This window comes from Mucilaginibacter sp., assembly GCF_028288185.1.
Classification (GTDB): domain Bacteria; phylum Bacteroidota; class Bacteroidia; order Sphingobacteriales; family Sphingobacteriaceae; genus Mucilaginibacter.
On record NZ_JAQBOF010000035.1, the window covers coordinates 1 to 24161 of the forward strand.

Annotated in this window: 22 protein-coding genes; 4 read left to right on the forward strand and 18 right to left on the reverse strand. The window is 39.4% G+C overall.

Annotated features, from left to right (window positions below; all coding sequences use genetic code 11):
* Window positions 1–76: 76 nt before the first annotated feature.
* Complete coding sequence (locus JWQ34_RS14865) at window positions 77–814, forward strand: M1 family aminopeptidase (protein WP_299358832.1); 738 nt, start codon at window positions 77–79, stop codon at window positions 812–814.
* 294 nt (window positions 815–1108) lie between these two features.
* Here JWQ34_RS14865 and JWQ34_RS14870 read toward each other — a convergent pair whose 3' ends face one another.
* Window positions 1109–1681, reverse strand: coding sequence for a Maf family nucleotide pyrophosphatase (locus JWQ34_RS14870; protein ID WP_299358404.1), 573 nt, complete (start codon window positions 1679–1681; stop codon window positions 1109–1111).
* A 150-nt stretch (window positions 1682–1831) separates the two neighbouring features.
* Between JWQ34_RS14870 and JWQ34_RS14875 the strand changes: the two genes are divergently transcribed.
* Together JWQ34_RS14875 and JWQ34_RS14880 are read left to right on the forward strand one after the other, a co-directional pair.
* Complete coding sequence (locus JWQ34_RS14875; protein ID WP_299358406.1) at window positions 1832–2824, forward strand: carboxypeptidase-like regulatory domain-containing protein; 993 nt, start codon at window positions 1832–1834, stop codon at window positions 2822–2824.
* A gap of 8 nt (window positions 2825–2832) precedes the next feature.
* Window positions 2833–3771, forward strand: coding sequence for a hypothetical protein (locus JWQ34_RS14880; protein ID WP_299358408.1), 939 nt, complete (start codon window positions 2833–2835; stop codon window positions 3769–3771).
* Window positions 3772–3775: 4 nt separating this feature from the next.
* Here JWQ34_RS14880 and JWQ34_RS14885 read toward each other — a convergent pair whose 3' ends face one another.
* The 13 genes from JWQ34_RS14885 to JWQ34_RS14945 all read right to left on the reverse strand — a co-directional run bounded on the left by JWQ34_RS14885 (window position 3776) and on the right by JWQ34_RS14945 (window position 16622).
* Window positions 3776–4297 carry an HAD family hydrolase gene (locus JWQ34_RS14885; protein ID WP_299358410.1) on the reverse strand — a complete coding sequence of 174 codons (522 nt, stop codon included), beginning with the start codon at window positions 4295–4297 and terminating at the stop codon, window positions 3776–3778.
* Window positions 4298–4404: 107 nt separating this feature from the next.
* Window positions 4405–4647: a Fe-S cluster assembly protein IscX gene (gene iscX / locus JWQ34_RS14890; protein WP_299358412.1), complete on the reverse strand. Its 243-nt coding sequence runs from the start codon at window positions 4645–4647 to the stop codon at window positions 4405–4407.
* Window positions 4648–4742: 95 nt separating this feature from the next.
* Complete coding sequence (locus tag JWQ34_RS14895) at window positions 4743–5075, reverse strand: 2Fe-2S iron-sulfur cluster-binding protein (protein WP_299358414.1); 333 nt, start codon at window positions 5073–5075, stop codon at window positions 4743–4745.
* 19 nt (window positions 5076–5094) lie between these two features.
* Window positions 5095–5877: a DUF2520 domain-containing protein gene (locus JWQ34_RS14900; protein WP_299358416.1), complete on the reverse strand. Its 783-nt coding sequence runs from the start codon at window positions 5875–5877 to the stop codon at window positions 5095–5097.
* Between the two features lie 94 nt (window positions 5878–5971).
* Complete coding sequence (gene ccsA / locus JWQ34_RS14905; RefSeq protein WP_299358418.1) at window positions 5972–8449, reverse strand: cytochrome c biogenesis protein CcsA; 2478 nt, start codon at window positions 8447–8449, stop codon at window positions 5972–5974.
* 10 nt (window positions 8450–8459) lie between these two features.
* A complete protein-coding gene (locus tag JWQ34_RS14910; RefSeq protein WP_299358420.1) occupies window positions 8460–8870 on the reverse strand; it encodes a cytochrome c maturation protein CcmE in 411 nt (136 codons plus the stop codon).
* Between the two features lie 99 nt (window positions 8871–8969).
* Window positions 8970–10673: a gliding motility-associated C-terminal domain-containing protein gene (locus tag JWQ34_RS14915; RefSeq protein WP_299358422.1), complete on the reverse strand. Its 1704-nt coding sequence runs from the start codon at window positions 10671–10673 to the stop codon at window positions 8970–8972.
* 158 nt (window positions 10674–10831) lie between these two features.
* Window positions 10832–12265, reverse strand: coding sequence for a Glu/Leu/Phe/Val dehydrogenase (locus JWQ34_RS14920; protein ID WP_299358424.1), 1434 nt, complete (start codon window positions 12263–12265; stop codon window positions 10832–10834).
* Between the two features lie 153 nt (window positions 12266–12418).
* A complete protein-coding gene (locus JWQ34_RS14925; protein WP_299358426.1) occupies window positions 12419–12628 on the reverse strand; it encodes a CcmD family protein in 210 nt (69 codons plus the stop codon).
* Entirely contained in the window at window positions 12628–13314 is a 687-nt protein-coding gene (locus JWQ34_RS14930) for a cytochrome c biogenesis protein (protein WP_299358834.1), read from the reverse strand. Before JWQ34_RS14930 ends, JWQ34_RS14925 begins: the two co-directional genes overlap by 1 nt.
* A gap of 48 nt (window positions 13315–13362) precedes the next feature.
* A complete protein-coding gene (locus JWQ34_RS14935) occupies window positions 13363–14565 on the reverse strand; it encodes a carboxypeptidase-like regulatory domain-containing protein (protein WP_299358428.1) in 1203 nt (400 codons plus the stop codon).
* A 106-nt stretch (window positions 14566–14671) separates the two neighbouring features.
* The gene (locus JWQ34_RS14940) at window positions 14672–15880 is read right to left on the reverse strand and encodes a carboxypeptidase-like regulatory domain-containing protein (protein WP_299358430.1); all 1209 of its coding nucleotides are present in this window, start codon (window positions 15878–15880) and stop codon (window positions 14672–14674) included.
* A gap of 58 nt (window positions 15881–15938) precedes the next feature.
* Window positions 15939–16622: a heme exporter protein CcmB gene (locus tag JWQ34_RS14945; RefSeq protein ID WP_299358432.1), complete on the reverse strand. Its 684-nt coding sequence runs from the start codon at window positions 16620–16622 to the stop codon at window positions 15939–15941.
* A 194-nt stretch (window positions 16623–16816) separates the two neighbouring features.
* Here JWQ34_RS14945 and JWQ34_RS14950 point away from each other — a divergent pair, with 194 nt between their 5' ends.
* Window positions 16817–17302: a methylated-DNA--[protein]-cysteine S-methyltransferase gene (locus tag JWQ34_RS14950; RefSeq protein ID WP_299358434.1), complete on the forward strand. Its 486-nt coding sequence runs from the start codon at window positions 16817–16819 to the stop codon at window positions 17300–17302.
* Here the strand turns inward: JWQ34_RS14950 and JWQ34_RS14955 are convergent.
* Genes JWQ34_RS14955 through JWQ34_RS14970 form a run of 4 tightly spaced genes read right to left on the reverse strand, consistent with a single transcriptional unit; the run spans window position 17286 to window position 24095 of the window.
* Window positions 17286–19229, reverse strand: a complete 1944-nt coding sequence (locus JWQ34_RS14955; RefSeq protein WP_299358436.1) for a response regulator — start codon at window positions 19227–19229, stop codon at window positions 17286–17288. The two genes, JWQ34_RS14950 and JWQ34_RS14955, sit on opposite strands and share 17 nt — an antisense overlap.
* Window positions 19230–19260: 31 nt before the next feature.
* Window positions 19261–19848 carry a chemotaxis protein CheB gene (locus tag JWQ34_RS14960; protein ID WP_299358438.1) on the reverse strand — a complete coding sequence of 196 codons (588 nt, stop codon included), beginning with the start codon at window positions 19846–19848 and terminating at the stop codon, window positions 19261–19263.
* A complete protein-coding gene (locus JWQ34_RS14965) occupies window positions 19838–20668 on the reverse strand; it encodes a protein-glutamate O-methyltransferase CheR (protein ID WP_299358440.1) in 831 nt (276 codons plus the stop codon). The genes JWQ34_RS14960 and JWQ34_RS14965 overlap by 11 nt, the downstream gene beginning before the upstream one ends.
* Window position 20669: 1 nt before the next feature.
* On the reverse strand, window positions 20670–24095 hold the full coding sequence (locus tag JWQ34_RS14970; protein ID WP_299358442.1) for a response regulator: 3426 nt from the start codon (window positions 24093–24095) through the stop codon (window positions 20670–20672).
* Between the last annotated feature and the right edge of the window lie 66 nt (window positions 24096–24161).

Sequence of the window (24161 nt, forward strand, 5' to 3'; positions counted from 1 at the left end):
CCATTCCAAGATTCTTGAGCACAGTTTCAATGTTGCGTGAACTAAAATTTCCTTCTATCACCTGAAAGCGCACGAGATAGGCCATAACTGGTTCCCGATGATAGTAGGCTCTAACGAGCGCCGCTATGCGTGGATGGACGAAGGTTTTAATACTTTTATTGACGTATACGCTTCAGACGCATTTAATAAAGGCGAATATGCGCCGAAACGCGACGGTGAGTATTCACCCGGCGGTGGCAACCCGGCTGATGAGATCGTTGCAACTATTATCGACCCGCAGGCCCCGACTATCATGACCGCGCCTGATGCTGTACCCGAGAAATATCGTCATCCTATAACCTATTTTAAACCGGCCTTTGGTATGATATTATTGCGTGAGCAGATTTTAGGTAAAGATAGGTTTGATTACGCGTTTAGGAACTACATACATAAATGGGCCTTTAAACACCCGCAACCTGAAGACTTCTTCCGATCAATGGAGAATGGTGCCGGTGAGGACCTGTCTTGGTATTGGAAGGGATGGTTCTATAATAATTATAGCCTTGATCTGGTATTAATAAGCGCTAAATCTGTTGATGGCGGCGTACAGGTAACCGTGGTTAATAAAGAGCCAATGGCAATGCCGTTTACGGTTGAGGCGAAACTAAAGAATGGCAGCAAAGAACGTATGTACCTGCCTGTTGAAACCTGGCTGCAAAACAAAGCAACTACATTCACCATACAAACCACCGGCCCGGCAGAATCAGTTACGATAGATCCTGACAACGCGCTACCGGATGTGAACCGAAAGAACAATACTTTGAAAGTTAAATAGTAGTGAGGTGATCCACTTTAAAAAGTGGATCACATGGATCACCTTATTTAGTTAAGTATCTGTAAATAAGTTGTTTGATAAAAATAGCGGATCAAGTTGGATCACTAGTAATACTTTAAGATATCACACTTAACTAATTGTATATAAATTATTTATGTAATTTTCTACAATTGCCCAGAAACAGGGCGGATCACCTTGGGTGGATCATACCTAAGTAACTTAGGTATCCGTCTCAAACTTACGAAGTTTTAAAAACTTCGCAAGTTTAGCTTGCTTAAATTCAGCAGGGACAAATCACTTTTCTATCTTCAACAAAGCCTGGTACAACTTTTCAGTAGGCAAACCAACTACATTCGTGTATGATCCGTCTATCTTTACTATAGCCGTAACCCCCACCCACTCTTGTATACCGTAAGAGCCTGCCTTATCCATCGGCTTATATTTGGTTACATAGTTTACTATTTCCTCATCCGTAAGCGTGCGGAAAGTAACATCCGACACATCATAAAAACTATGATATTCATGCTTATAAAACAAACAAACCCCTGTAATAACCTGGTGAACTTTGCCCGACAACATTTTCAGCATTTCTATGGCATGTTCTTCTGTTTCGGGCTTGCCCAGTATATGGCCATCAATGCTTACTATAGTATCAGCTGTAAGTACCACTTCATCGCCTACAATTTCATCAAATGCAGTAGCTTTTTGTTGGGCTATGTAAACGGCTATTTCTTCGGGCGTTAAATTGTCGGGGTACGATTCATCAACCTCTTTTAGTATGATTCGGAAATCAAGGTCCATTAATTTTAACAGTTCTTGCCTGCGCGGCGATTTAGAGGCGAGTATGATAGATGGAAATGTATTCATTAAATATTATTTTGCTACAAAAATAGTGAACTGCTTCTTAATTAAGCAGATAAACATCCTTAAAAACGATTTATCAGGCGTTTAAACATCACAAAAAATACTGACTTATAAGTATTTAATAATATATCAAAATAATAATAGCTTAGTAGTATGCTAAACCTAAGCTATTATAAAACCTTATTTATTATTCTTACTGTATTTTACTTTGTGCCAACACTTTGTCATGCGCAGGATGTGTACTATGGCCAGGTTATCAATAAAGTAACCGAAGCTGTTATACCCGGTGTTACGGTAATGCTTTTAAAAGAGAAGATAGCGACGCAAACAAATGAGCAGGGTTATTTTAGCTTGTCGACAAGGAATCCTGTGGCTAATGACACGCTCCAGTTCAGTTCGATAGGTTATAAAACTTTTAAACTGCCTGTATCGGCCTTTCAGCCGAAAAATTTCATCATGCTCGAAGCCAGCAATACCTCGCTTAATGAAGTGCACATTACCGATGCAAAAATTAAAACTATAACGTTAGGCAGATTCTTTACTTACGATTTAAAAAATATTGGCTGGAGCTATTTATATTACCATTATACAAGAGTTATCGTTCAGCGGACACCACTGGCAAAACTTTTTACAGCACCAAATCCTAACGCCATATTAACAGGTATATCAATGGGCCGTCAGGATTTACCTGCAAGCCCCAGCTATGCCACCCGAAATAAATTTACCACGTTTTTATTGCACGTTATGGCCGAGGATGCGGATACAGGCGGCCCTGGTAAAATATTATTTACCAAAAATGTATCATTAACCGATAACTCTACACGGATTGATTTTGATCTGACTAAAGAGATCATTGTTATCCCGACTGCAAAGTTTTTTGTAGCTATAGAATGGCTGATAACCCCTTATAACGAGATAATTGAGGTATCTAACACACAAAAATTTGATTGGGTTACAAAGCACGGCTATCAAATATTTAAAGATGCTTCAGATTACCGGGTTTCTTATCAACCATTTTTAGTAGGCTATGCCAATGACAATACATTAAAACCTGCCGACTTATATATCAAAGTTGGGAAAGCCTGGCAATATACGCGTGGGTATGAGCCATTTGACCTTGCACTCTCTGCCACTATACATTATTAACGTCGGGTATGAAAAAAATATTTACACTTATAGCCTGTACCGTTACTTTACTGGTAAATGCCCAGCAAAAATTTAACACATTCCATATTGTTGATAGTTTAAGCGGCAAACCAGTGGCATCTACCACGATAACAATAATAAGAGCAAACCTATCTATCACAACCGAAAAGGATGGTATATTTATGATTCCCGGTGATTTAAGTGTTATGCGCGATACCGTAATATTAAATACCCAAACCTATAAACCATTAAAAATACCATTGCACAAACTAAATGGCATGGACACCATAAGGTTGGCCCGTGATATTATTGAAGCGCATACCGAAAAATTGAAATTTAAAGATGATACGTTGCTGAATGACTATCCTAAACAAGATATTGTACATTACGCAGGTATTAACACCGAAATTTCAACTTTTGACTACCTGCAGTTGGCGCAGCAATTTTATGTAGCTAAGCCAGGGACATTCTTAAAAGAGATAACCTTAAACCGACTTGCTTTTGGTTTGGACGTTTCAGACCATACCTGGACAGGGTTGGTACATCTTGACGTTACCAAATTTAGGTTAAGGATCTATGATGTTGACCCATTAACTAACGGGCCCGGGCGCGACCTTTGCAATAAGGTAATAGAAGAAAGTAAAAGTGCAGGTAGCCAGGCAAGCATTAATCTAAAAAAATATAAAATTATACTGCCACATACTTCCTTTTTTGTAGCTGTTGAGTGGCTGCGCGATTATTACAATGCCGGCTTCTCGCACAACTATATTCCGGCATTAAAAAAGGAAGTAAAGCAACTCAACTATCGCCCTGCAATTGGCATATCGCCCATTACCGGCAACAAACTAAATATCTGGGCGCTAAATTTTAAACATGAATGGCAACCGTTTACCTATTTTATGCCTTTTGGGACAGATTTGGCTATGAAGGCAAATATTGAGTATTGAAAACCTACCAGCTATAAGACTCTTCACTCATCCACTTATCCTGTACCTTCAGCACTTTCTCTATCACATCGCGGGCGCAGCCTTTGCCGCCGCCAAGCGGTGATACGTATTGGCTTAGGGCTTTAACTTCTTCGCAGGCATCAGCAGGGCAAACCGGCAAGCCGGCCAATTTCATTACACCCAGATCGGGGATATCATCGCCCATATATAATACATTAGCAGGCAGGATGTGTTTTGATTCCAGGTAATCTTTAAACTTATTGATCTTAACATGGGCACCGATAAATACATCAGTAATACCCAAACTATTTAAACGATAAATGGCCGTTTTTGAACGACTGCCGGATATAGCGCAAACATTATAACCACACTTAACCGCTAACTGTAAAGCATAACCATCCTTAATATTAAAGGCACGACTTTGCTCGCCGGTTTCGGTAACAAATACAGAACCATCAGTTAATACACCATCTACATCAAAAATAAAGGTGGTAATATCTTTAAGCTTAGTTAGGAATGATTCCATTTTGTTCAGTTCGCAGTTTTTAGTTGGCAGTTTGTTTTTTAATATTGTTTAGTTACAAATGACCGTTCAAATCGGCTGCCAACTGCCAACTAAAAACTGCCCACTGTCTACTGATTATCCCGCCATTCATAAACCCAAGCCGATTGGATCTGCTCCAAATGTCCTTCGGATGATTCCTCACGGGTACCTGCAAAATTAGGTAGTGAAAGCACCCATTCTAACAGATCAGTAAAGCGGATACGATATATTTTTGATTCGTTAAAATCATCGCCAAATTTCTCATAAAGCGACATGGCAATGTCCTCATGATCGTTCCAGTGAATAGGAAGGGCAAATTTATTGTCTGTCATTATATTTTGTTTTACGTGGTACGTTATACGTAGTACGTTCTTTGTCTATCAAATTCATCAACACGTATTACGTTTGACGTTATACGTACAACCTACTAGTGTCCTAAAAACTGCGACTGGTTAGGCAATGTTACTTCAATATCACCGTCAATCATTACACACTGGCAGCCTAATCTTGAGGTAATGCGCGGGTTAACTGCGCGATCAATAAAGTCCTCTTCTTTATCAGAAATTTCCTGCACGTTATCACCACCCTTGTTAACATATATATGGCAGGTACTGCATCCGCAAACGCCGCCGCAATTATGCTGCAATTCAATGCCATTTTCCAGGCAAACATCTAACACAGATTCTCCCTCGGCAATAGGCAGCTCGATAGTTTCGTGACCTGCCTCCTCAAAGTTTATCTTTACTTTAAAAATATTCATTTTGGCAAAAGTAACAAAATTACTTGTCCCCGTGCCGCTCAATATCCAATTTGATAATACCCTGACTTAATAAAGTGTATAGGTCCTGCAAATGGGGAGTGTCTTTTAATAGTTGCAGGTGGTTATTCATGGTGGTTTCATCGTTGCGTACTGCCGGGCCGGTTTGCATAGCTGCCGGTAAACCGGTTTGTACCTTTTCGGCGGTTTCTAATATCAGCGGGCGTATCAATTCAAAATCAAGCTGGTGTTGTGTTAAAATTTGCTGCGCGATGGTATACAGATAATTGGGGAAATTACAGGCAAACACTGCCGCCAGGTGCAATACTTTGCGCTGGGCGCTATCAATACGATAAACCTTATTGCTGATGGTTTGCGCCAGTTCCTGCAGTTGTTTAGTAATGCTTTCGTCAGCAGCTTCTATGCACAAAGGCACGTTCATGAAATCAACCTCTTTGGTTTTGTTGAAAGTTTGTAATGGATAAAACACGCCAACATTATCAGCGAAAGCCAATAAAGCAAACATATCGGTAGCGCCTGATGTATGTACCATTAATTTTTGATGAACTGCTAATTGCTCGGCTATTACACCGATAGCATCATCTTTAACAGCGATAACGAAGATGTCTGTTTCGGGATCGATCTGGATCAGATCATGAATTGGCTCGGCTTTTACATGATAGGCCAGCAGGGCAGCGTTTTGCATAGCGCGGCTATAAACTTGCACAATACGATGCCCCGCGTTTTTAAACGCGGCTGCCAAATGTGTGGCTACATTGCCCGAACCGATTATGGTGATACGCATAAGCCCCAGCCCCCTCTAAATCTCCCCCGGTAGGGGAGACTTTTTTGAATGTTAATTTAAAGCCCTCCCTACCGGGGAGGGTTGGGAGGGGCTGTTATGTAGTCTTCAACTCCTTATTTCTTCTAAATATCGACAGCAAAATACCAATAACCATGATAATAGTACCCGACCATAGGAAGTTAATATCAGGGAACTGTATGGCACGCATTACGATCCATTTTTTGGCACTCTCCGGCTGCTGGTAAAGCGTTATCTCTACTTTGCCTTGTTGTGGTATTACTTTGGTAAAACGCAGTTTTAAACCGGCGTCATCAACCTTACGGGCAAAATCGAAAGCGTTATTATTGCGGATCATATAAACCGGCTCGGCCTGGTAGGTTTTGCCGTTTGATACTATTTGCAATTTGGCACCTATAGCAACGTCTTTAGCCGTCAATTCTATATCCTGTACGTGATCTATACGGCCTATACCGGTTAATATAGCATAGCCTTCTCTAAAGCGGATGGTATCGCCTGTTTTAACTTCGTAAGTTATGGGCGCATCATATTTTTTGTTATCACTTTCTTCATCATGACCTACCGCGTCAGTGCCTTCACCAATTGCAATAGCGTTTGACATGTTAACATGTGTATACAAATCACTAAATAAGTAATGCTTGGTATCAGGCGATGAGATCAATCCCATTTTAGCGTTGGCTTGGGCGTTAGGCTTTAGCAAAAACTCTTCGGTTACTTTACCTGTAGCATCAATTACTTTATAGTTTACTTTAAAATAATGGTTGGGCGGGGCTATCGAGTCGCCTATATAACTAACCGTGTACTTACCCATTTTAATGGGTGTATTTTTGTAAAGGGTGATGTTTTCGCGCGGGTTATTTTTTGATTTGGCAAAATCCTCAGAGAACTGCTCGCCGGTTGTATTTTCTGATATGACTTTGCTTGTTCCCGCAGAGATTAATGCACCAACCATGATCAGCCCAAAACCGATATGCGCTACTGCCGATCCGGCTAATTTAAATTTGCCTTTAAGGGCATCGATAAATACTTTGCCGTTGGCCAAAATAGAATAGATGGCGCCAACCATTATCAGTATAAATACAAAGTTTAATTTATTGGCCCCTGTAAAATAAATTATCGGCAGCGTAATTAAACCCGCAACTAATAAATAAACTACGGTTGATATAAAGAATTTGGCGCTATCTGTCTTTTTATATTTTAAAAACTGCGTAAAGCCAGTTAATAAGGTAACCACTACGGCAAATGAGGCCTGTACTATGTTATAATGCTTTACCGGGTCAGTAGGCGGTGCCAGCTTGGTACCGAACATAGCGTTCCAAACGGGGATAGACGATACTACCACCAAATGAAAGCATGACAAGGCTAAAAATACAGCACCTACAAACATCCAAAACTCGCGCGAGTAGGTTTCTTCGTCCTTAGTAGTCCGTGGTAAATCTTTCCAGCGGATGGCTAATAATACTATAGATAAAATTAAAAATATCACTACATCGGCAACCAAATGCCAGAACATACCTGCATCGGTAAACGCGTGTACAGACGTTTCGCCTAATATACCGCTGCGGGTTAAAAATGATGCGTATAATACCAACACAAAGCTGGTTAAAGTTAAAATAGTAGCAGTAAGGTATGAGTGACTGGTGTTTTTGTAAACGATCATTACGTGTACAGCACCCACTAATATTAACCATGGAATGATAGACGCATTCTCCACAGGGTCCCATGCCCAAAAGCCACCGAATGATAATGACTCATAAGCCCAAAAAGCACCCATGATAATACCTGTACCTAATATCATCATAGCAAATAACGCGTATGGGATAGCGGCATTTACCCATTCTTTATAGCGCTTTTGCCAAAGGCCTGCAATAGCATAAGCAAACGGAACCACCATTGATGCAAAACCTAAAAACAAGGTTGGCGGATGTATTACCATCCAGTAGTTTTGCAATAACGGGTTCATACCGTTACCATCTTTTATATAGGTTAAGTAGTTATGGTAAAGCGCAGGGTTGGTTGCAAATACCGGTGCCGATTCTTTCAGGTTAATAGCCTCGCGCAGCAAAATAAATGGCGATGTGCCTATACGCTGGCCAAATATATCAACTCCAATAAGCATGGTAGCTAGTATGGCTTGCGATAAAGATATCACCGCCAAAACCGGCGACTCCCATGATTTAGCTTTCCAGATTAAAATATTACTTAGTACCGCCTGCCAGAACGTCCACAACCAAAAGCTCCCCTCCTGTCCATCCCAAAAGCTGGAGATGATATAGTGTGTAGGCAACGCTCTTGACGAATGTTCCCAGGCATAATAATACTCAAACAGGTGATTTAAAATGATGTAGTATAAACAAACACCTATACCGATAACAGCAACCGTATTTATACAGGCACCGATCCGGCCCAGGCGTTTCCATGAAATATCAATAGGGTTGGTGGTAGCAAAGTAATAGCTTATTGCCGCGAAAAGTGACGAGCCAAATGCCAAAATTGTAAAGAACTGGCCCAGGTGGCCCGGTAAAAGGTGTTCGCCTTTAAAAGCTGTATCCATTAAATAATTGTTATATGCTGGCCTGTTTAGCCTTGGCCTCTGTAATTTCTACTTTGTCCTGGGTATATTTAGATGGACATTTCATTAATATTTTTGATGCATGAAACTCATTACCACGCATTGCGCCGGTTAACACAATTTGCTCTGACCGTTCAAAATCCTGCGGTTTGCTGCCTGTAAATACTACCTTACATTCTTCGCCTTTATTATCTTTCATATAGAAAGAAAAATAATTAGCATCCTTGGTAGCATCGTAAAAAAGTTGTTTTTGTTTGTTAAGATGACCTACAATATGTAATTCGCTCGCAGATTTTTGGGCATCTTTAAAAGACCCATAAGTTGTTGAGGTAGAATAAACACTTATAATAACCGCGATAGCGATAGCTATAACAACAAGGCCAAATATGGATGATTTTTTCATTGACGGTTTAATTCTTGTAATTCAAGTTTGCAAAAATACAAAACGTACAGGTAATAATGTTTATTACAAGGGATATATATTATTTAGAATCTTTCTTAACTATCGTATTATGGAGATATAACCACTTTTTTTAATGGGCACATTGTAATAAGTATCCATACCGTTAAATATCCAATAGTAAGTACCTGACGGTAAGTCATGCCCGCTTAATTTACCATTCCATGTAGCGTCTTGCGATTTGGTGGTAAATATCTGCTGCCCATAACGGTTAAAAATAGTCAGGTCATCAAACTTTACATACCCCTCTATGTGCATTCCGAAATTGTCATTTATGCCATCATTATTAGGCGTAAACACATTAGGCCCGGTTACAATATAGGGTGGCGGCGGTAAACAAACTACATTTACAGCGGTAACAAGCTCACACCCGTAAGCATTTTTCACCTTAATGTAATACAAACCACTCTTACTAATTGACGTATAATTACTTAACGATATAGTTGCGGATGCATCCGAATAGTAACTATATGTAAAGTTATCCTGCTTGACAAAGGTTTTGGTAATATCAACCGTAGTAGGATATGTTGCCGGAGCAGGCTGCGTAACCGTTATAACAGGCGGTATAAGTTTAACGTGTACCGTAGATACATGCTGGCAGCCTAACGGTACCATAGCTTGTATGTAATATGTGCCCGGTAGTACTACGGATGTAGGGTCGCGTACATGCGTGGTTAACGAGGCATCTATAAAATAATTGTAAACAAAACCATCACTGCTGCCGGCTGTCACTGTTTTATCTGTGAGGTTAACACCCGTTTCGGGGCAACCACGTATGGTGTCAATCACTTTTAACGTTAACCCGTCATCAACTTTTTTAATTGAAGTGAACAGCACATCTTCACACCCCAGCCCGTCATATGGGAAAACTTTTAACGCGTATTTAGTACCCTCTGGAGGTATATTAGCTGTTGTAAGGTTTTGTTCCGTGCCCAATACAGCAGAAAGGTCTGCGTTATACCAAATGTAAGATTGAAAACCTTCGGGCCCTTTTAATGTCATGGATGCTTGTTGGGTAGAGCAAATTTCATTACCTGTTATAGGCGATGATGATAAACCCTCATCCATATCGATATAAGCATAGCCAAAGTGTCCGCCCAGTACACAATCATTAGTTGTAAACTCCAAACGTAATAACTTACCGGCGTAGCCCGTTAGATTGATAGTAGCTGTTGCCCATTTTTTATAATAAATAAAAGCAGTATCCCTACCGCCTGGGCCGGGTTTTCTGGTTGACGATAATTGAAAACCGGGCAGATTAGAGCTCGCAACAAAGTTAAACGCGGGGCAATCAACGTATTTATCGTCCGTAATATCATAAACACGCGCGGTAAATTTGGGTTGTTCATAAAATTTATGAGGCGGATTTTGAAATACTACCGCGTAATTAAAAACCAGGCTGTAGCTAGGCTGGTTAGGCGCCAAAAAAGTATAATTCATCCCTTCGGCTTCGTGACCAGCAGTTTCATTACCCAAACGTACCGAGTAATTGCTCCCATTGGGACATACTACCGGGAATTCACCATAAGGATCTAATACACCATAATCATTTGCCCGACTAAATAACGTATGGCGAGTTGGAAGGGGTCGGGAATTGTGTAAAGTAATAACTCCAGCCGGATCAATGCTACCCGCGCTGCAATTCCAATTATTAAATGACCCCTCTTCAAACCCGATGTTATCAGGTAATTGAGCAAATGATTTAACACTGAGCAACAAGAATAATATAAACAGATTTTTAAACACAGGGGGAAACCGCTTAAAAAATAATCACGAAACATTTGTTGGTTAAAGATAAAGTATCCTGATGCCATTACGTTAAAATTAAAGTAATGGTTGCCAACCAACAAAGGGCAGGCCTTTAAACCTACCCTTTGTTCTGTATTACCAAACCAAACAAAATATTATGGCCAAATACCCAGGTTTTGATAAGACACCGCTATTTTGTTGATAACGCCTACCAAAGCGGCAGTACGCATACCGTCTATTTTATCATTGGTTTTATAAATCTCTCTAATTTCATGGTATGAACGGATCATGGTATCTTCTAATCCCGAGTTAACTAACTCCAGTTCGGAAGCGCCCTTTACTATTGTAGCACGTTGTAATGGCGTTAAAGAAGTACCGGTTATACCTTCGACCATGTTTACCAGGTTGAGATTGGTAGTTTCTTCAAACCTGCGGTTGATACGGCCAAATGCCACATGCGAAAGATTTTTCAACCACTCGAAATATGATACCGTTACACCGCCCGCGTTTGCATACATATCGGGCACAACAATACCGCCCATTTGGTAAAACATAGCTTCGGCCTCGGGGCTGGTTGGGCCGTTAGCGCCTTCCACTATAATTTTAGCTTTAATGTTTTTAATATTAGCTATAGTTAACTGGTTCTCTAACGCGGCAGGTATCAAAATATCACATGGCTGCTCCAGACCCTCCATGGTGTTTTTAAATTCTTTTTTGGCACCCGGGTACCCTAAAATGGATCCGGTTGCTTTACGGTGCTGAAAAACAGCCTCAACATCTAAACCATCTTCGTTATAGATAGCGCCCTCAAACTCACATAAGCCAACTATGGTAGCGCCAAATTCGGCCATAAATTTTGCCGAGTAATAACCTACATTACCCAAACCCTGTACAATAACTTTTTTACCTGATACGCCCGCCGTTAAACCTATTTTCTGCATATCCTCTGCAACGCTAACACATTCGCGCGCGGCAATAGCAACACCTCTGCCGGTAGCTTCACGGCGACCGGCTATACCGTGTAAAGCAATTGGCTTACCGGTAACCGCCCCCATAGCATCTAATTGGCCGGGATTCATGGTTGCATAAGTATCGGCAATCCAGCTCATTTCGCGCTCGCCACTCCCATAATCAGGTGCAGGTACGTCAATGCTGGGGCCTATAAAGTTTTTCTTTATTAATTCTACGGTATAACGGCGGGTAATATTCTCTAACTCCTGCACCGTATAATTTTTTGGGTTGATTTTAATGCCGCCTTTAGCGCCGCCAAACGGAACGTTTACAATGGCGCATTTATAGGTCATTAACGCGGCAAGCGCCATTACTTCGTCCTCGTTAACCATTTCGCTGTAGCGGATACCGCCTTTAGTTGGCGATTGATGGTGCGAGTGTTCAACACGCCACGCGTCAATTACTTCAAAACCGTTACCACGGCGTATAGGAAAACGAAAACGGTAAACGCTGTTACATGATTTTATCTGATCTAATAAACCGGCATCGTGTTTAGTGAATTGTGCTGCACTATCAAAGTTGCCGCACACATCGGCAAAGAAATGGGTATCTTGATTAGCTGAATTATTTTTAGCCATAATTTGGTATTTATAAATATGATTTTCTCAATAAAGGATGCAAATTTGATACAAATTTTATCAAAATTGCAATTTATTATGTCACCATACTGTATACTTATAGTAACAATGGTATAAAAACTATGTTTAAACAATTATAGCTTATTTTTCGGGCTATTTTTCTTTTTCGATTTTTTTTAATCGCCTGTCAATAGAGAACAAATAAATAGCTAATCCAATAAAAATTATAACAATTGTAGCTATAACAACATATATTTTGCCCGAGCTTCGAAACGCGTCAGCCATTTCAACAGTGTTTGATTGTTGTGCGTAGGTTGTTAAAAAAGATACCAGGAGTAATATTAAGGTTAAGAACTTTTTCATTAGTTTATGCTGTTTCTTTTGTTTTCAATTAAACGAATACGGTAACGTAAAGTGGCTATCCAAATTGCCATAAAACTCCACCCTAACATTGCTGGGTAAAACGCTAGTTTCATGCCGTTATCCAAGTCATATTTACCAAAGGCCGGGTTACCGCCGCTACCGGGATGTAAAGAATCGGTCATTCGTGGTAAAACAAATATCAGTACGATCATTATTGGGAAAGCGAAAATATTATAAATGGCAGATATTTTTGCTCGTTTCTGTTCTTCGTCAATAGAGTTGCGTAGTACTATGTAAGCGCAATATAACAAGAAAGCTATTGCAGCGCTGTTTTGCTTAGGGTCGCCGCTCCAAAATTCGCCCCAGGTATATTTGGCCCACATCATGCCGGTTATTAAACCTAATGTATAAAACAATAAGCCGGTGTTTACACATTCAACCGATGCCAGATCATATTCTTCTTTACCGGTATTTAGATATTTAATACTATAGAAAACCGATATAGAAAACACAGAAAGCATACCCATCCACATAGGCACGTGGAAATATAAATTGCGTATAGTTTCATGCAAAACCGCTAATCTGGGAACAGGTAGTATTAAACCCGTTATAAACGTAGAGAGAATGAGTAGTACTACTATAACCTTCCACCAAGTTTGATATATAAATTTCATGTTGATCTGTATAGCAAATGTAGCAATTATTTATGTTGACAGCTAAATATGTTGCGCGGGTTAGCGCTTTTCTGACGGTACATAATCAACCGGTAATAATTCTGACATTCGGGACTTACTCCAAGTGCCTTCATATAGTGGTTCGCCGTCTATCACAATTCCATTTTTATCGAATAAAGCATACGGGGGATTATTGTACAACGTAACCACACTAATTTCATAATTGGGCATATCAAGCGGGCGATAAATATCTTTGTAGTTGGTTTCATCGCGCTTTTTGGTGTACATTACATATAAGTAATTAGGGAACGTAATTGCGAAGATGCCCGGCTGCTGCGTTTTTCTTAATAGTTCAAACGAGTACCATGGCGTTTGGGTGAGATGATCCATCGTATATTTTGAAAGATTGGCAATGTCAACCCAATAGTTTGCCGAGTCGCCACGACCAATTGTTTTATATCTGTTTATTTTCTGATGAATTATCTCATCGCTTGGGCGGGCCGGGTTTGGATAACGCGTTAGTCTGCGCATTTCAAACCCATTTTCTGTTAGTTTATCGGTATACAGCGATCTGTAAAAGTCCATTGGTGAACCATAATACGCCATATCACGATTTCTTTGCCATATCTTTTTTTGCGAAGCAGACCCGGGCAGGTCCTCAAATAAGCGTTCGCCGCCGTAAGTAATAATGCCTGATATGTTATCGCTTTTAAAATTTTTAAGCAGGAATTTTACACGGTAACCAAGTCCGCGGTTTTCTATAACTAAAAAGTTATCGCTCTCTGCTTCCAGGGTCAGCAGTTTTTTATGATACGTAAAATAGAGCACTTGCGGGTTAAGTATTTCGCACTTCTTAGCGTTCTCATCTACCCCTAAAAAGTCTTTTTTAAATTGCTCAAAGTTTCTTTTCCAATCGGCTTTGGCAGTAGTCGAAATTACTACTTCACGTAACTGGATTGTTTTAGGTTCTAATTCAACAAGTACTTTAACATCGTCATCCCCTACCTGTATTTTTTGTGTATAGTCGCTATACCCTACCGTTGTAATTACTAATGTGTATTGGCCAGGTCGTATCTTATTTAAACTGAAGGTACCGTCTATGGCAGTACTGGTACCAAATGATGAGTTACTTAAAAAAACACTGGCGCTATGTATAGGCGATTTTGTTTCTTTTGATATTACTTTACCTGTTATACTAACATTTTGCGCCTTTGCAAAAACGGGCAATATAAAACACAAAACAATTAACCGGAAAACCCGCATAGGTAACTTTAAGCTTTTTATAAAATGCTAATTAAAACATTTACCGTTGAAATATAGATGAAAACAAGTTTAAAAAGTGTTAAATATTACACATTCTAATCCGATTCTAATTTGATGGCACTTGTTGTTTACCATAAGGTGCGTAATCAACCGGTAGTAAAGTTGACAGGCGCAATTTAGACCATGTACCTTCATATAATGGGCTGTTGCCTATAATAGTCCCGTTCCGGTCAATTAATATAGCCTGGTTATTATTAACGTAACTAACAATAGTGGTTTCATAATTTAAGTCGTTAGGTATACGGTATACGTCTTTATAATAGTTAGTTTCCCATCTTTTAGTATAAACCACATATAAGTTATCGGGGAAGGTAATAGCCAATAAGCCGGGCCTTTCTGTACTTTTTAATATATCGCTTACAGCAAATTTCCCCTTAAATTTTTGATTGGTGTAACGGGTATGATTTTTAATGCTTGTCCAATACAAAAACGAGTCATCTTTTGATTTTTTAGCCTTGTCCAGATTTTGTTCTATCTCCTCATCTGTTGGTCGGCTTGAGTTAACCTGGCGTGCAAGGCGGTAAATTTTAAAACCGGCATCGGCTAAACTGTCTTTATATAACGACCTGTAAAAATGCATGGCCGAACCGTAATAGGCTTCATCACGTTTTTTGTACCACCTTTTCTTTTTTCCATCGCCGCCTTTCATCTCTTCAAAAAACTGGCTGCCAGAATAAGCTACATTGCCACTAAGCAACTCGCTCTTAAAGGTTTTCAGCAGAAATTTAATGCGATATCCCAACGCATTATTTTCTATTATTAAAAGCTCATCAGTATAGGCTTCAAGTACGGTTTTATTTTGGCTGAATGTAAAATTAAGTATCTGTGGGTTAACTATTTTACAGTCGAGCGCATTTTGATCAGTGCCGATAAAATCCTGCTTAAATTGTTCAAGGGCAAGTTTCTTATCTGCTTTTGATATGTTTGATATAACTACCTCTTTAAGCTGAACCGTTTTAGGCCTTAATTCAATATTCAAGTTAACAGGATCATTGTTAACAGTTAGTATCTGCGTATAATCTTCGTACCCTATTGTAGTAACAACCAGGCTGTATTGACCGGGCTTTAATCCATTTAAAGTAAACATACCACTATTGGTTGTTGATGTACCGAAGGACGAGTTACTCAAAAAAACACTGGCCCCCGCTATTGGCGCTTTGGTATCTGCCGATAATACTTTACCTGTAACAGCTACATTTTGTGCTATTGAAATTATGGGGAGAAGAATTAAAAATAGTATTCGGAGCAACTTCATGGGGTAATTTACATTCCTGTTTTAAGATGATTAAAACGAACTTTAAGTATAGGTATTGTTAATCGCGCCATAAATATGGGAAGAGTAACAAAGCTGTTGCCATAACAATAGCATTTATAGCGCATAGTACACCAATATCACCATAACTCAAGCTACGGTCCAGGCCATCCATAGCATTTTTGCTGAGGCGTATCAGTATTAAAATAACGGGGATAATTACCGGAAAACTTAATATGGCCATTAATGTGCCGTTATTACCGGCTTTTGATGCAATAGCCGATATCATGGTGAAAACCGTTGAAAAACTAAAACTACCCAATATTACCACTATGAAATAAAACAGCGGATCGCCAATGGTATTGGTAAAAAAAACAAGGTACACCACCAATGCCAATATGCTGAGTAATGACATCAACAAAATATTGTAAAATGTTTTAGACAGGATAATAGCGTGGGGACTAGCAATGGAATAATAATACAGCAGACGGCTCTTGCTTTCTTGCATAAAACTTTTAGCTATGGCATTGACTGAGGCAAACAGAATGATGATCCAGAATAATACGTTCCATACAACTTTATAGCCGTTGCTTTTTTCAAAACCGGGGGTGAGGTTAAATGATATATAGCATACAAACACGGTAGAAACTACATACAGCAATACCCCGTTAAACGCGTATTTCGAGCGCCACTCCAGCACAACTTCCTTTTTAAAAAGCTCCCATGTTTGATCAATGAGTTTCATATTTGACAAATATAGTGATTGGAGGTTAGTAAAAACACATGTCATTTCGAACGAGGTACGAGGAGAAATCTATACATACACATCGCGCGCTTACTTTGTAGTGTATAGATTTCTCCCTTCGCTCGAAATGACAGACGAGAGTAAGTTTAACGGAGTATGTTTCTAATCTATTCGACATTTATTAACTTTACGCTATGCCGGTTACTTATTATAAAACACCTGTTGGTATTGCTCAAATAACAGAGGACGATGGCTTTATTAGCCGCATACACATCATGGATGAGGAATGCAAGATTGAGCCTATTACATCGCCCTTACTTAATGAGGCTATGAGGCAATTGGATGAGTATTTTGCAGGCACTCGTAAGGTTTTTGATTTTCCTATCAAACAAGAAGGCTCAGAATTTCAGCAACAGGTTTGGCAGGAGTTATTGAAAATAGACTACGGCAAAACTATAAGCTATGGGCAACAATCGCAGCAAATGAACAGCCCACTGGCAATTAGGGCCATAGCAGCTGCAAATGGTCGAAATAATTTATGGGTAGTTGTACCCTGCCATCGGGTCATCGGCTCTAACGGGAGCTTAACGGGTTATGCCGGTGGCCTATGGCGCAAACAATGGTTATTAGAACACGAGGCTAAAGTTTTGGGCGTTGGCCAAACTAAGCTTGAGTTTTAATTTTATCATCTAATAATTTTACCATTTTTTCGTGTAGTTGACCGGGCTGAAAAGGTTTAGCCAATACGTCATTCATACCTGATGAAAGAGCTTCCTGCTGCTCATGATCAAAAGACGCGGCTGATAATGATATGATTGGGATGCTACGTTTAGGTTCATCAAAATCTATCCTGATCTTTCGGGCGGTCTGGTAACCGTTCATTTCGGGCATGTGGGTATCCATCAATATCAGGTCGTAATCGTTTTCTCTTAGTTTATCTAATGCTTTAAGGCCATTGTTTACCACATCGGGCTTAATGTTCCAATCGTTTAAAATTTTTGTCAACATAAATTGATTGATCAGGTTATCCTCGGCTACCAATACCTTTATACCATCAAATGGTTGAAGGTGATCGTTTGATCTTTTAACTTTCTCTTTCTGTGGCTTATCAGCTATAGCATACCTGTTTGTAAAGGTAAATACGCTGCCCTTGCCCGGCCTGCTATTAACAGAAAGTTCGCCGCCTTTTAATTGTACCAGTTTTTTAACAATGGCAAGGCCTAAGCCTGTACCACCGTATTTAGCTGTAATATCATCATCCGCTTGCTCAAACGATTCGAAAATATCATTTAAACGATGTTTAGGTATACCTATACCTGTATCTTCAACAGTAAATTGAAGTTGTGCTTTATCACTTTTTTTATCAAGCACGGCAATTTTTAGTTTAACATGGCCTCGTTTAGTAAACTTAATAGCATTACTTAGCAAATTCATCAATATCTGATTTAGGCGCAACGAGTCTATCATTAAATACTCGGGTATATCGGGGTCTATATCCAAAAAGAACTCTATATGTTCTTCATCAGCTTTAAATTTAAGTAAACGATAAACGGACTGTACCAGGTCGACCAGTTTATTGGAAGTACGAACTATACTGAATTTGCCGGCATCTATTTTTGATATATCCAGTACATCATTTATAACTCCCAATAATGATTGCGATGAAACCTCCAACAGGTCAAGCATATTGTTTTGCTGGTCGGTAACCTCTGTTTTGCGCAGCAATGCTGTTAAGCCAATAATACCGTTAATAGGTGTCCGTAACTCATGGCTCATATTAGCCAAAAAAGATTCTTTTGCTTTTTTACCAAACTCGGCTGCTTCTTTTGATTTAATTAGCTGCAACTCGTAGCTTTTTTGTGGCGTAACATCATTAATATTAAAAAATAATGTTTTATTGCGATAAGCCACCCGGCACTCTACTGATATTGGATTTTTAGAGAATGTGGCAAACTGATAATCTAAAACAGCAAGGTTAAGATTGTCTTTAATAATATCGCCCAACCTTTTGCGGAACGCCGTCTTGTCTTCGTCAACTACACGATCAATAATGCTCTTGCCAACCACTTCTGCTTGTTTAAAGCCTAGAATAGTTTCGACAGCAGGGTTAATACTTTTTATACGCAGTGTTTCAGCATCAACAACACAAATAATATCAGCAGAGTTTTTTACTACCAGGGCAAAATTTCCCAGCTCTTCATTTTTTTGCTTAATATCGGTCTGTGCGCGGGCTAACTTTATAAATGAATCAACTTTGGCTGATGTAACGTATGGGTCAAGCGGTTTATATAAATAATCAACAGCACCAACACCCAATCCTTTAACAGCATATTTTGTTTCTTTTGATATGGCTGTTACAAAAATCACCAATATATCTTTAGTGCGCGGGTTTGATTTAAGCATTTCTACAAACTCAAAACCATCCATATCGGGCATTTGCACATCAACAAGGGCTATGGCAATATTATTTTCCCAGGCAATTTTAAGCCCTTCGTTTGGGGATGTTGTTGAGTAAATCTTAATATCGTTACGTTGCAGCAAAGCTTCAAGGGCAACAATATTTTCTTCTCTATCGTCAACAATAAGAATATTTACAGGGATCGGCATTTATGATGGTAAAGGTATGGTTATTAAAACATTAAGTTTGAAAAAGCTCAAAAATATCTTTCGTTTTTAGTATATATTCTGCTGCATTCATATCAATAGCCGCTTGCGGCATTTCCCTTATTTCAGCATCATTCGGATCTTGTACTATGGTTAACGCTCCATTTTTACGTAATTTCAGTAGTCCTTCTGCCCCATCGGGGTTAGCTCCAGAAAAAAGTACCGCGGTGCAACGTTCTTTATATATTTCAGACACGCTCTCGAAAGTAACATCAATTGACGGCTTGGAGTACCATACTGCATCTGATACATCTAAACTAAAAGATTTATCTTTTTCAATAAGGGTGTGATAGTTTGCAGGCGCTATATAAATAGTATTGTTATTCAGTAAATCTTTGTCACTAATTTCCCGCATCAACATACGGCTGCTTTCGGCAAATAGTTTTTCTATCTCGCTAAAAAAATTCTTTTTCCGGTGGATCACTACAATCACCGTTTTATTCAAATCAGCAGGAAATATTTTTATCAAATTATAAATTGGTTTAAATGACCCTGCCGACCCACCTAACAGTAACAGATCGGTATTTTGCCAGCGCTGAATTATGTTATCGTCAAGAGCCAATTTTTTGATATATATTTTCTTTTTGATTAATTACCTTAAACTTTTTCTTAAATCTGTCGGTTCTGATAGTTTCTTTAGCACCCAAGCATAAAAAACCAAGCGGGGCCAGGCTGTTGTAAAAAAGATCAAGTATCCTATCCTGTAATGATATTTCGAAATAGATAAATACATTACGACAGCTTATTAATTGAAATTCATTAAAAACATTATCGGATACCAGGTTATGTACGGAAAATAAAATATTTTGTTTCAATTCGCTATGGATTGTTGCCGCATCATATAATATAGTAAAATGATCTGTTATTGAACCCTCAAGCCCGGCAAGCTGGTAATTTTCGGCATAGCTTTTTATTTTACGAAGACTGTAAATACCTTTCCTTGCCTCTTTTAGGCATTCGGTATTAATATCTGTGCCATAAATAAATGATTTTTTCCGCAGGCCCGCTTGCTCCATTAAAATAGCCAACGAATAAGCTTCCTCGCCCGATGAGCAACCGGCACACCATATTTTACTATGTTGGTAAGATGCCAGGTAAGGTATAACCTGATTGTTAAACTCTTTATAAAAAGACGGATCACGAAACATTTCGGTAACGTTCACCGTGATCTCTTCCAGGAATTGCTGAAAGAAAGCATTGTCATTAACCAGTATATGCCGCAGATCATAAAACTGCAGTTTCTTTAACTGCATTATACGGGTTATCCTCCTTTTTAACGATGCTTTTGTGTAACTGCCAAAATCAAAACCATATATTTTTTTAACCAGATCAATTATCTCGGCTATTTGTGGGGCGGTTATTGTTTCGGCAGTAGCTGACATATTATTTCTCCAGCCATAGCTGCATCAAGGCAATCAACCTGTCCATATCAACCGGTTTGGTTATATAATCATTAGCTCCTGCTTCAATACATTTTTCCCTGTCATCTTTCATCGCTTTCGCGGTTAACGCAATAACCGGCAGCCTTGCCCATTTGCTTTGCTTCCTGATATAGCGCATTGCCTCATAACCATCCATTTTAGGCATCATTATGTCCATGAGTACTATATCAATGTCGTTAATCTCTTCCAGCTTGGTTATGGCTTCTTCACCATCTCCCGCTATCTCCACATTCATATCATAGCCTTGCAAAGCACTGCTTAGGGCGAAAATATTACGCATATCGTCATCTACTATTAATACCTTTTTACCTTTCACACCATCCTTACTTGTTATAGCTGCAATTTTGGCGGCAAATGTACCCGGCTGTGGAGTGGTACTTATCTTATTTAAAAACAAGTTCACTTCATCAATTAACCTATCAGACGACTTATTTGTTTTTACCACCATCGCATTGGCATACTTCATCAATCTGCTTACTGATGTTTTGTCCAATTCCATAGCTGTATTTACTATTACCGGTAATGCCGCAAAGCGGTCAACTCCTTTTATTTTGTCTAATAGATCTAGTCCTGAAATATCAGGTAAATTAAGATCCAGTATTACACATTGGTATTCATTTTCATGCAGCATCCGGAAAGCCGATTCACCATCAAAAGCCTGGTCGACCGTAATACCGTTGTTCTGCATCATTTCTTTCAATGCCTGGCTTTGTACCTTATGGTCTTCAACCAATAATATTTGTTTAAACCTGGTGCCGGTATTGGCCATTATATCACCAAACAGCTTATCCAACGTGCCGGTATCTATCGGTTTTTTAAGGAAGCTTATAGCTCCTTCTTTACGTACCCTGGCAGCAGCGGCATCGCCGGCTGACATTAAATGCACCGGAATATTGGTTGTTTCAGGGTCCTGCTTTAACTCCTTTAATATTTGCCATCCATCTTTACCGGGCAGCATAATATCTAATATTACAGCATCTGGGTTGTTATCTTTAATGATCTGAACAGCATTAGTACCTTCATTTACGATTACCGATTTATAACCATGATCGCGCGAGTAATCCTGTAATATGTTGGCAAAGTTTTTATCATCTTCAACAATAACTACCAAAGGCTCTCTATCTGATTGTCTTGGGTTAGCAATAGGTTTTAAAAATTCTTTTACCGGAGTCAAAGTTTCAACAGTTGACACGTTTTCATTATCAGTAATAACCGCTTTAGCCTGAACCGGGATAGTTAAGGTAAATTCGCTACCCTCGCCCTGCTTGCTGTGCAGGGTTATAGAACCACCCAGCAACGATGCCAGTTCGCGGCTTATTGAAAGGCCTAAACCGGTACCACCATACTTGCGGCTGGTTGAACCATCTGCCTGCTGAAAGGCTTCGAATATTATTTTTTGTTTATCGGCAGAAATACCTATGCCCGTATCTTTTATAGAGAAGTTTATTGTTTGCGGCGATTTACCCGCACTTACGTTTATCGCGATAGTGCCATTCGCTGACGTAAACTTAAACGCATTGGATAGCAAGTTTTTGATTACCTGCTCTACCCTAACTTTATCTGTGAATACAGTAGGTGTAACATTATTTACGCTGGTTATAAACCGTATTTTTTTATTGGATGCAACTTCCTGGAACAGCGATTCCATATCCGATAAGATATCAGATATTTTGACGACCTCATTTTGCATATCCAGCTTGCCCGATTCAATTTTTGAAAGGTCAAGGATATCATTGATCAGCGTTAACAAATCATTACCGGCATTAAAAATAACACTGGCATATTTTATCTGATCTTCTGATAAGTTGGCCGGTTTGTTATCCTTTAAGATCCGGGCCAATACCAAAATACTATTTAAAGGCGTACGCAACTCATGGCTCATGTTAGCCAGAAACTCAGATTTATACTTGCCGGTCGTTTCCAGCTCATCAACCTTGATATTTATGGCCGCACGGGCTTCCTCAATAGCTTGGTTTTTCTCTTCCAGTAAGCTGGCTTTCTCTTCCAGTTCGGCATTAATAGTGCGTAATTCTTCCTGCTGCACTCTTAACTCTTCGTCTGATGCTTCTAACATTTCTGTTTTGTTCATCAGTTCTTCGTTAGTAACGCGCATTTCTTCCTGCTGTGCAGCTAGTTCTTCGGCTTGTTGTTGGGTTTCTTCAAACAGGTCATGCATTATGGTGCGTGCCTCGGCGGTATTTACCGCTATACCAATATCATTTGCTATAGCTGATAAATAATCGAGATCATGGCTCTTTAGCTCATTATTATAAGCAACCTCTATAATACCCTTCAACTTTTTATCAAAAAAGAAAGGTACTATATAAGTTTCTATCAGATCATTCAATAAAATTGATGATTGCAGTTCCAGCTTATCATTCAGCTTGCCTTTTACAGCAGTAGCCTTACCGCTTCTGGCAACCTCGCCAATCCAGCCTTCGCCTAAGGCGACTATTTTTTTAATTACCCCAAAGTTAGAGAACGCGTAGGTTGAATACAGGTCAAGGCGATTCTCCTTATCGTTATATAAATATAGGGTACCACTTAATGCTTTGGTGTAAGCGCAAACTTCGGCTAATATATTTTCTGATAGCTGTTTTTCGCCTTGCTGGCCCTGCATTTTTTCGTTTAGCAGGCCGGTACCGGTAAGCAGCCAGTTTTTGGCTTCGTTTTCGCCTAGTACTTTCTCCAACTCAACGTTGGTTACTTTTATCTCTTCTTCAATCTTCTTTTGTGCGGCAAATGTGCGTTGTATGTAATAAAACAATACAATAATTATCAGCAGGAATATTAATGAACCAACAGCAATAAATATAATAGCGTTGGTTGACGCGGCTTTTGAGTTGGCTTTGCGATTACCAAGCAGCTCATTTTCCGTATCAATCATGTGGGTAATGACCTGGCGGATCTCATCCATACTTTGCTTGCCATTAATAAACATGTTGTTTTGAACCATAAAGTCCAAACCTTTGGCCTCACGCGTTTCTATGTTTGTTTTTAAAATGCCTAATTGTTCGTTTACTAATATGGTTAATGAGTCTACTCTTCTAACTTGTATAGGATTATCAGCAATAAGCCCTCTTAGGCCTTCCAGATCAGCGTGTATAACCGGGAGCGCGGCGTTATATGGGTCAAGAAAAACTCTTTTATTGGTAGCGCCAAAACCACGCATACCTGTTTCGGCATCTATCAATAGTTGCAATAAGTTGGTAGATGTTTTGATCACTTTTTGGGTGTGATCAACCATTACGGTGTCGCTTTCTAATTGAGTAATACTATTGTAAGAGAGAATACCAACAATAAGAACAAGCAAAATGGATACGCCAAACCCGGCCATAACCTGATTGCGAAATGATAGTTTTAGCATTTATAGATAGTTTGGTATTACAAATATGTAAAAAACTTTTTCCCATTACGTAACAGGGCAGTAAAC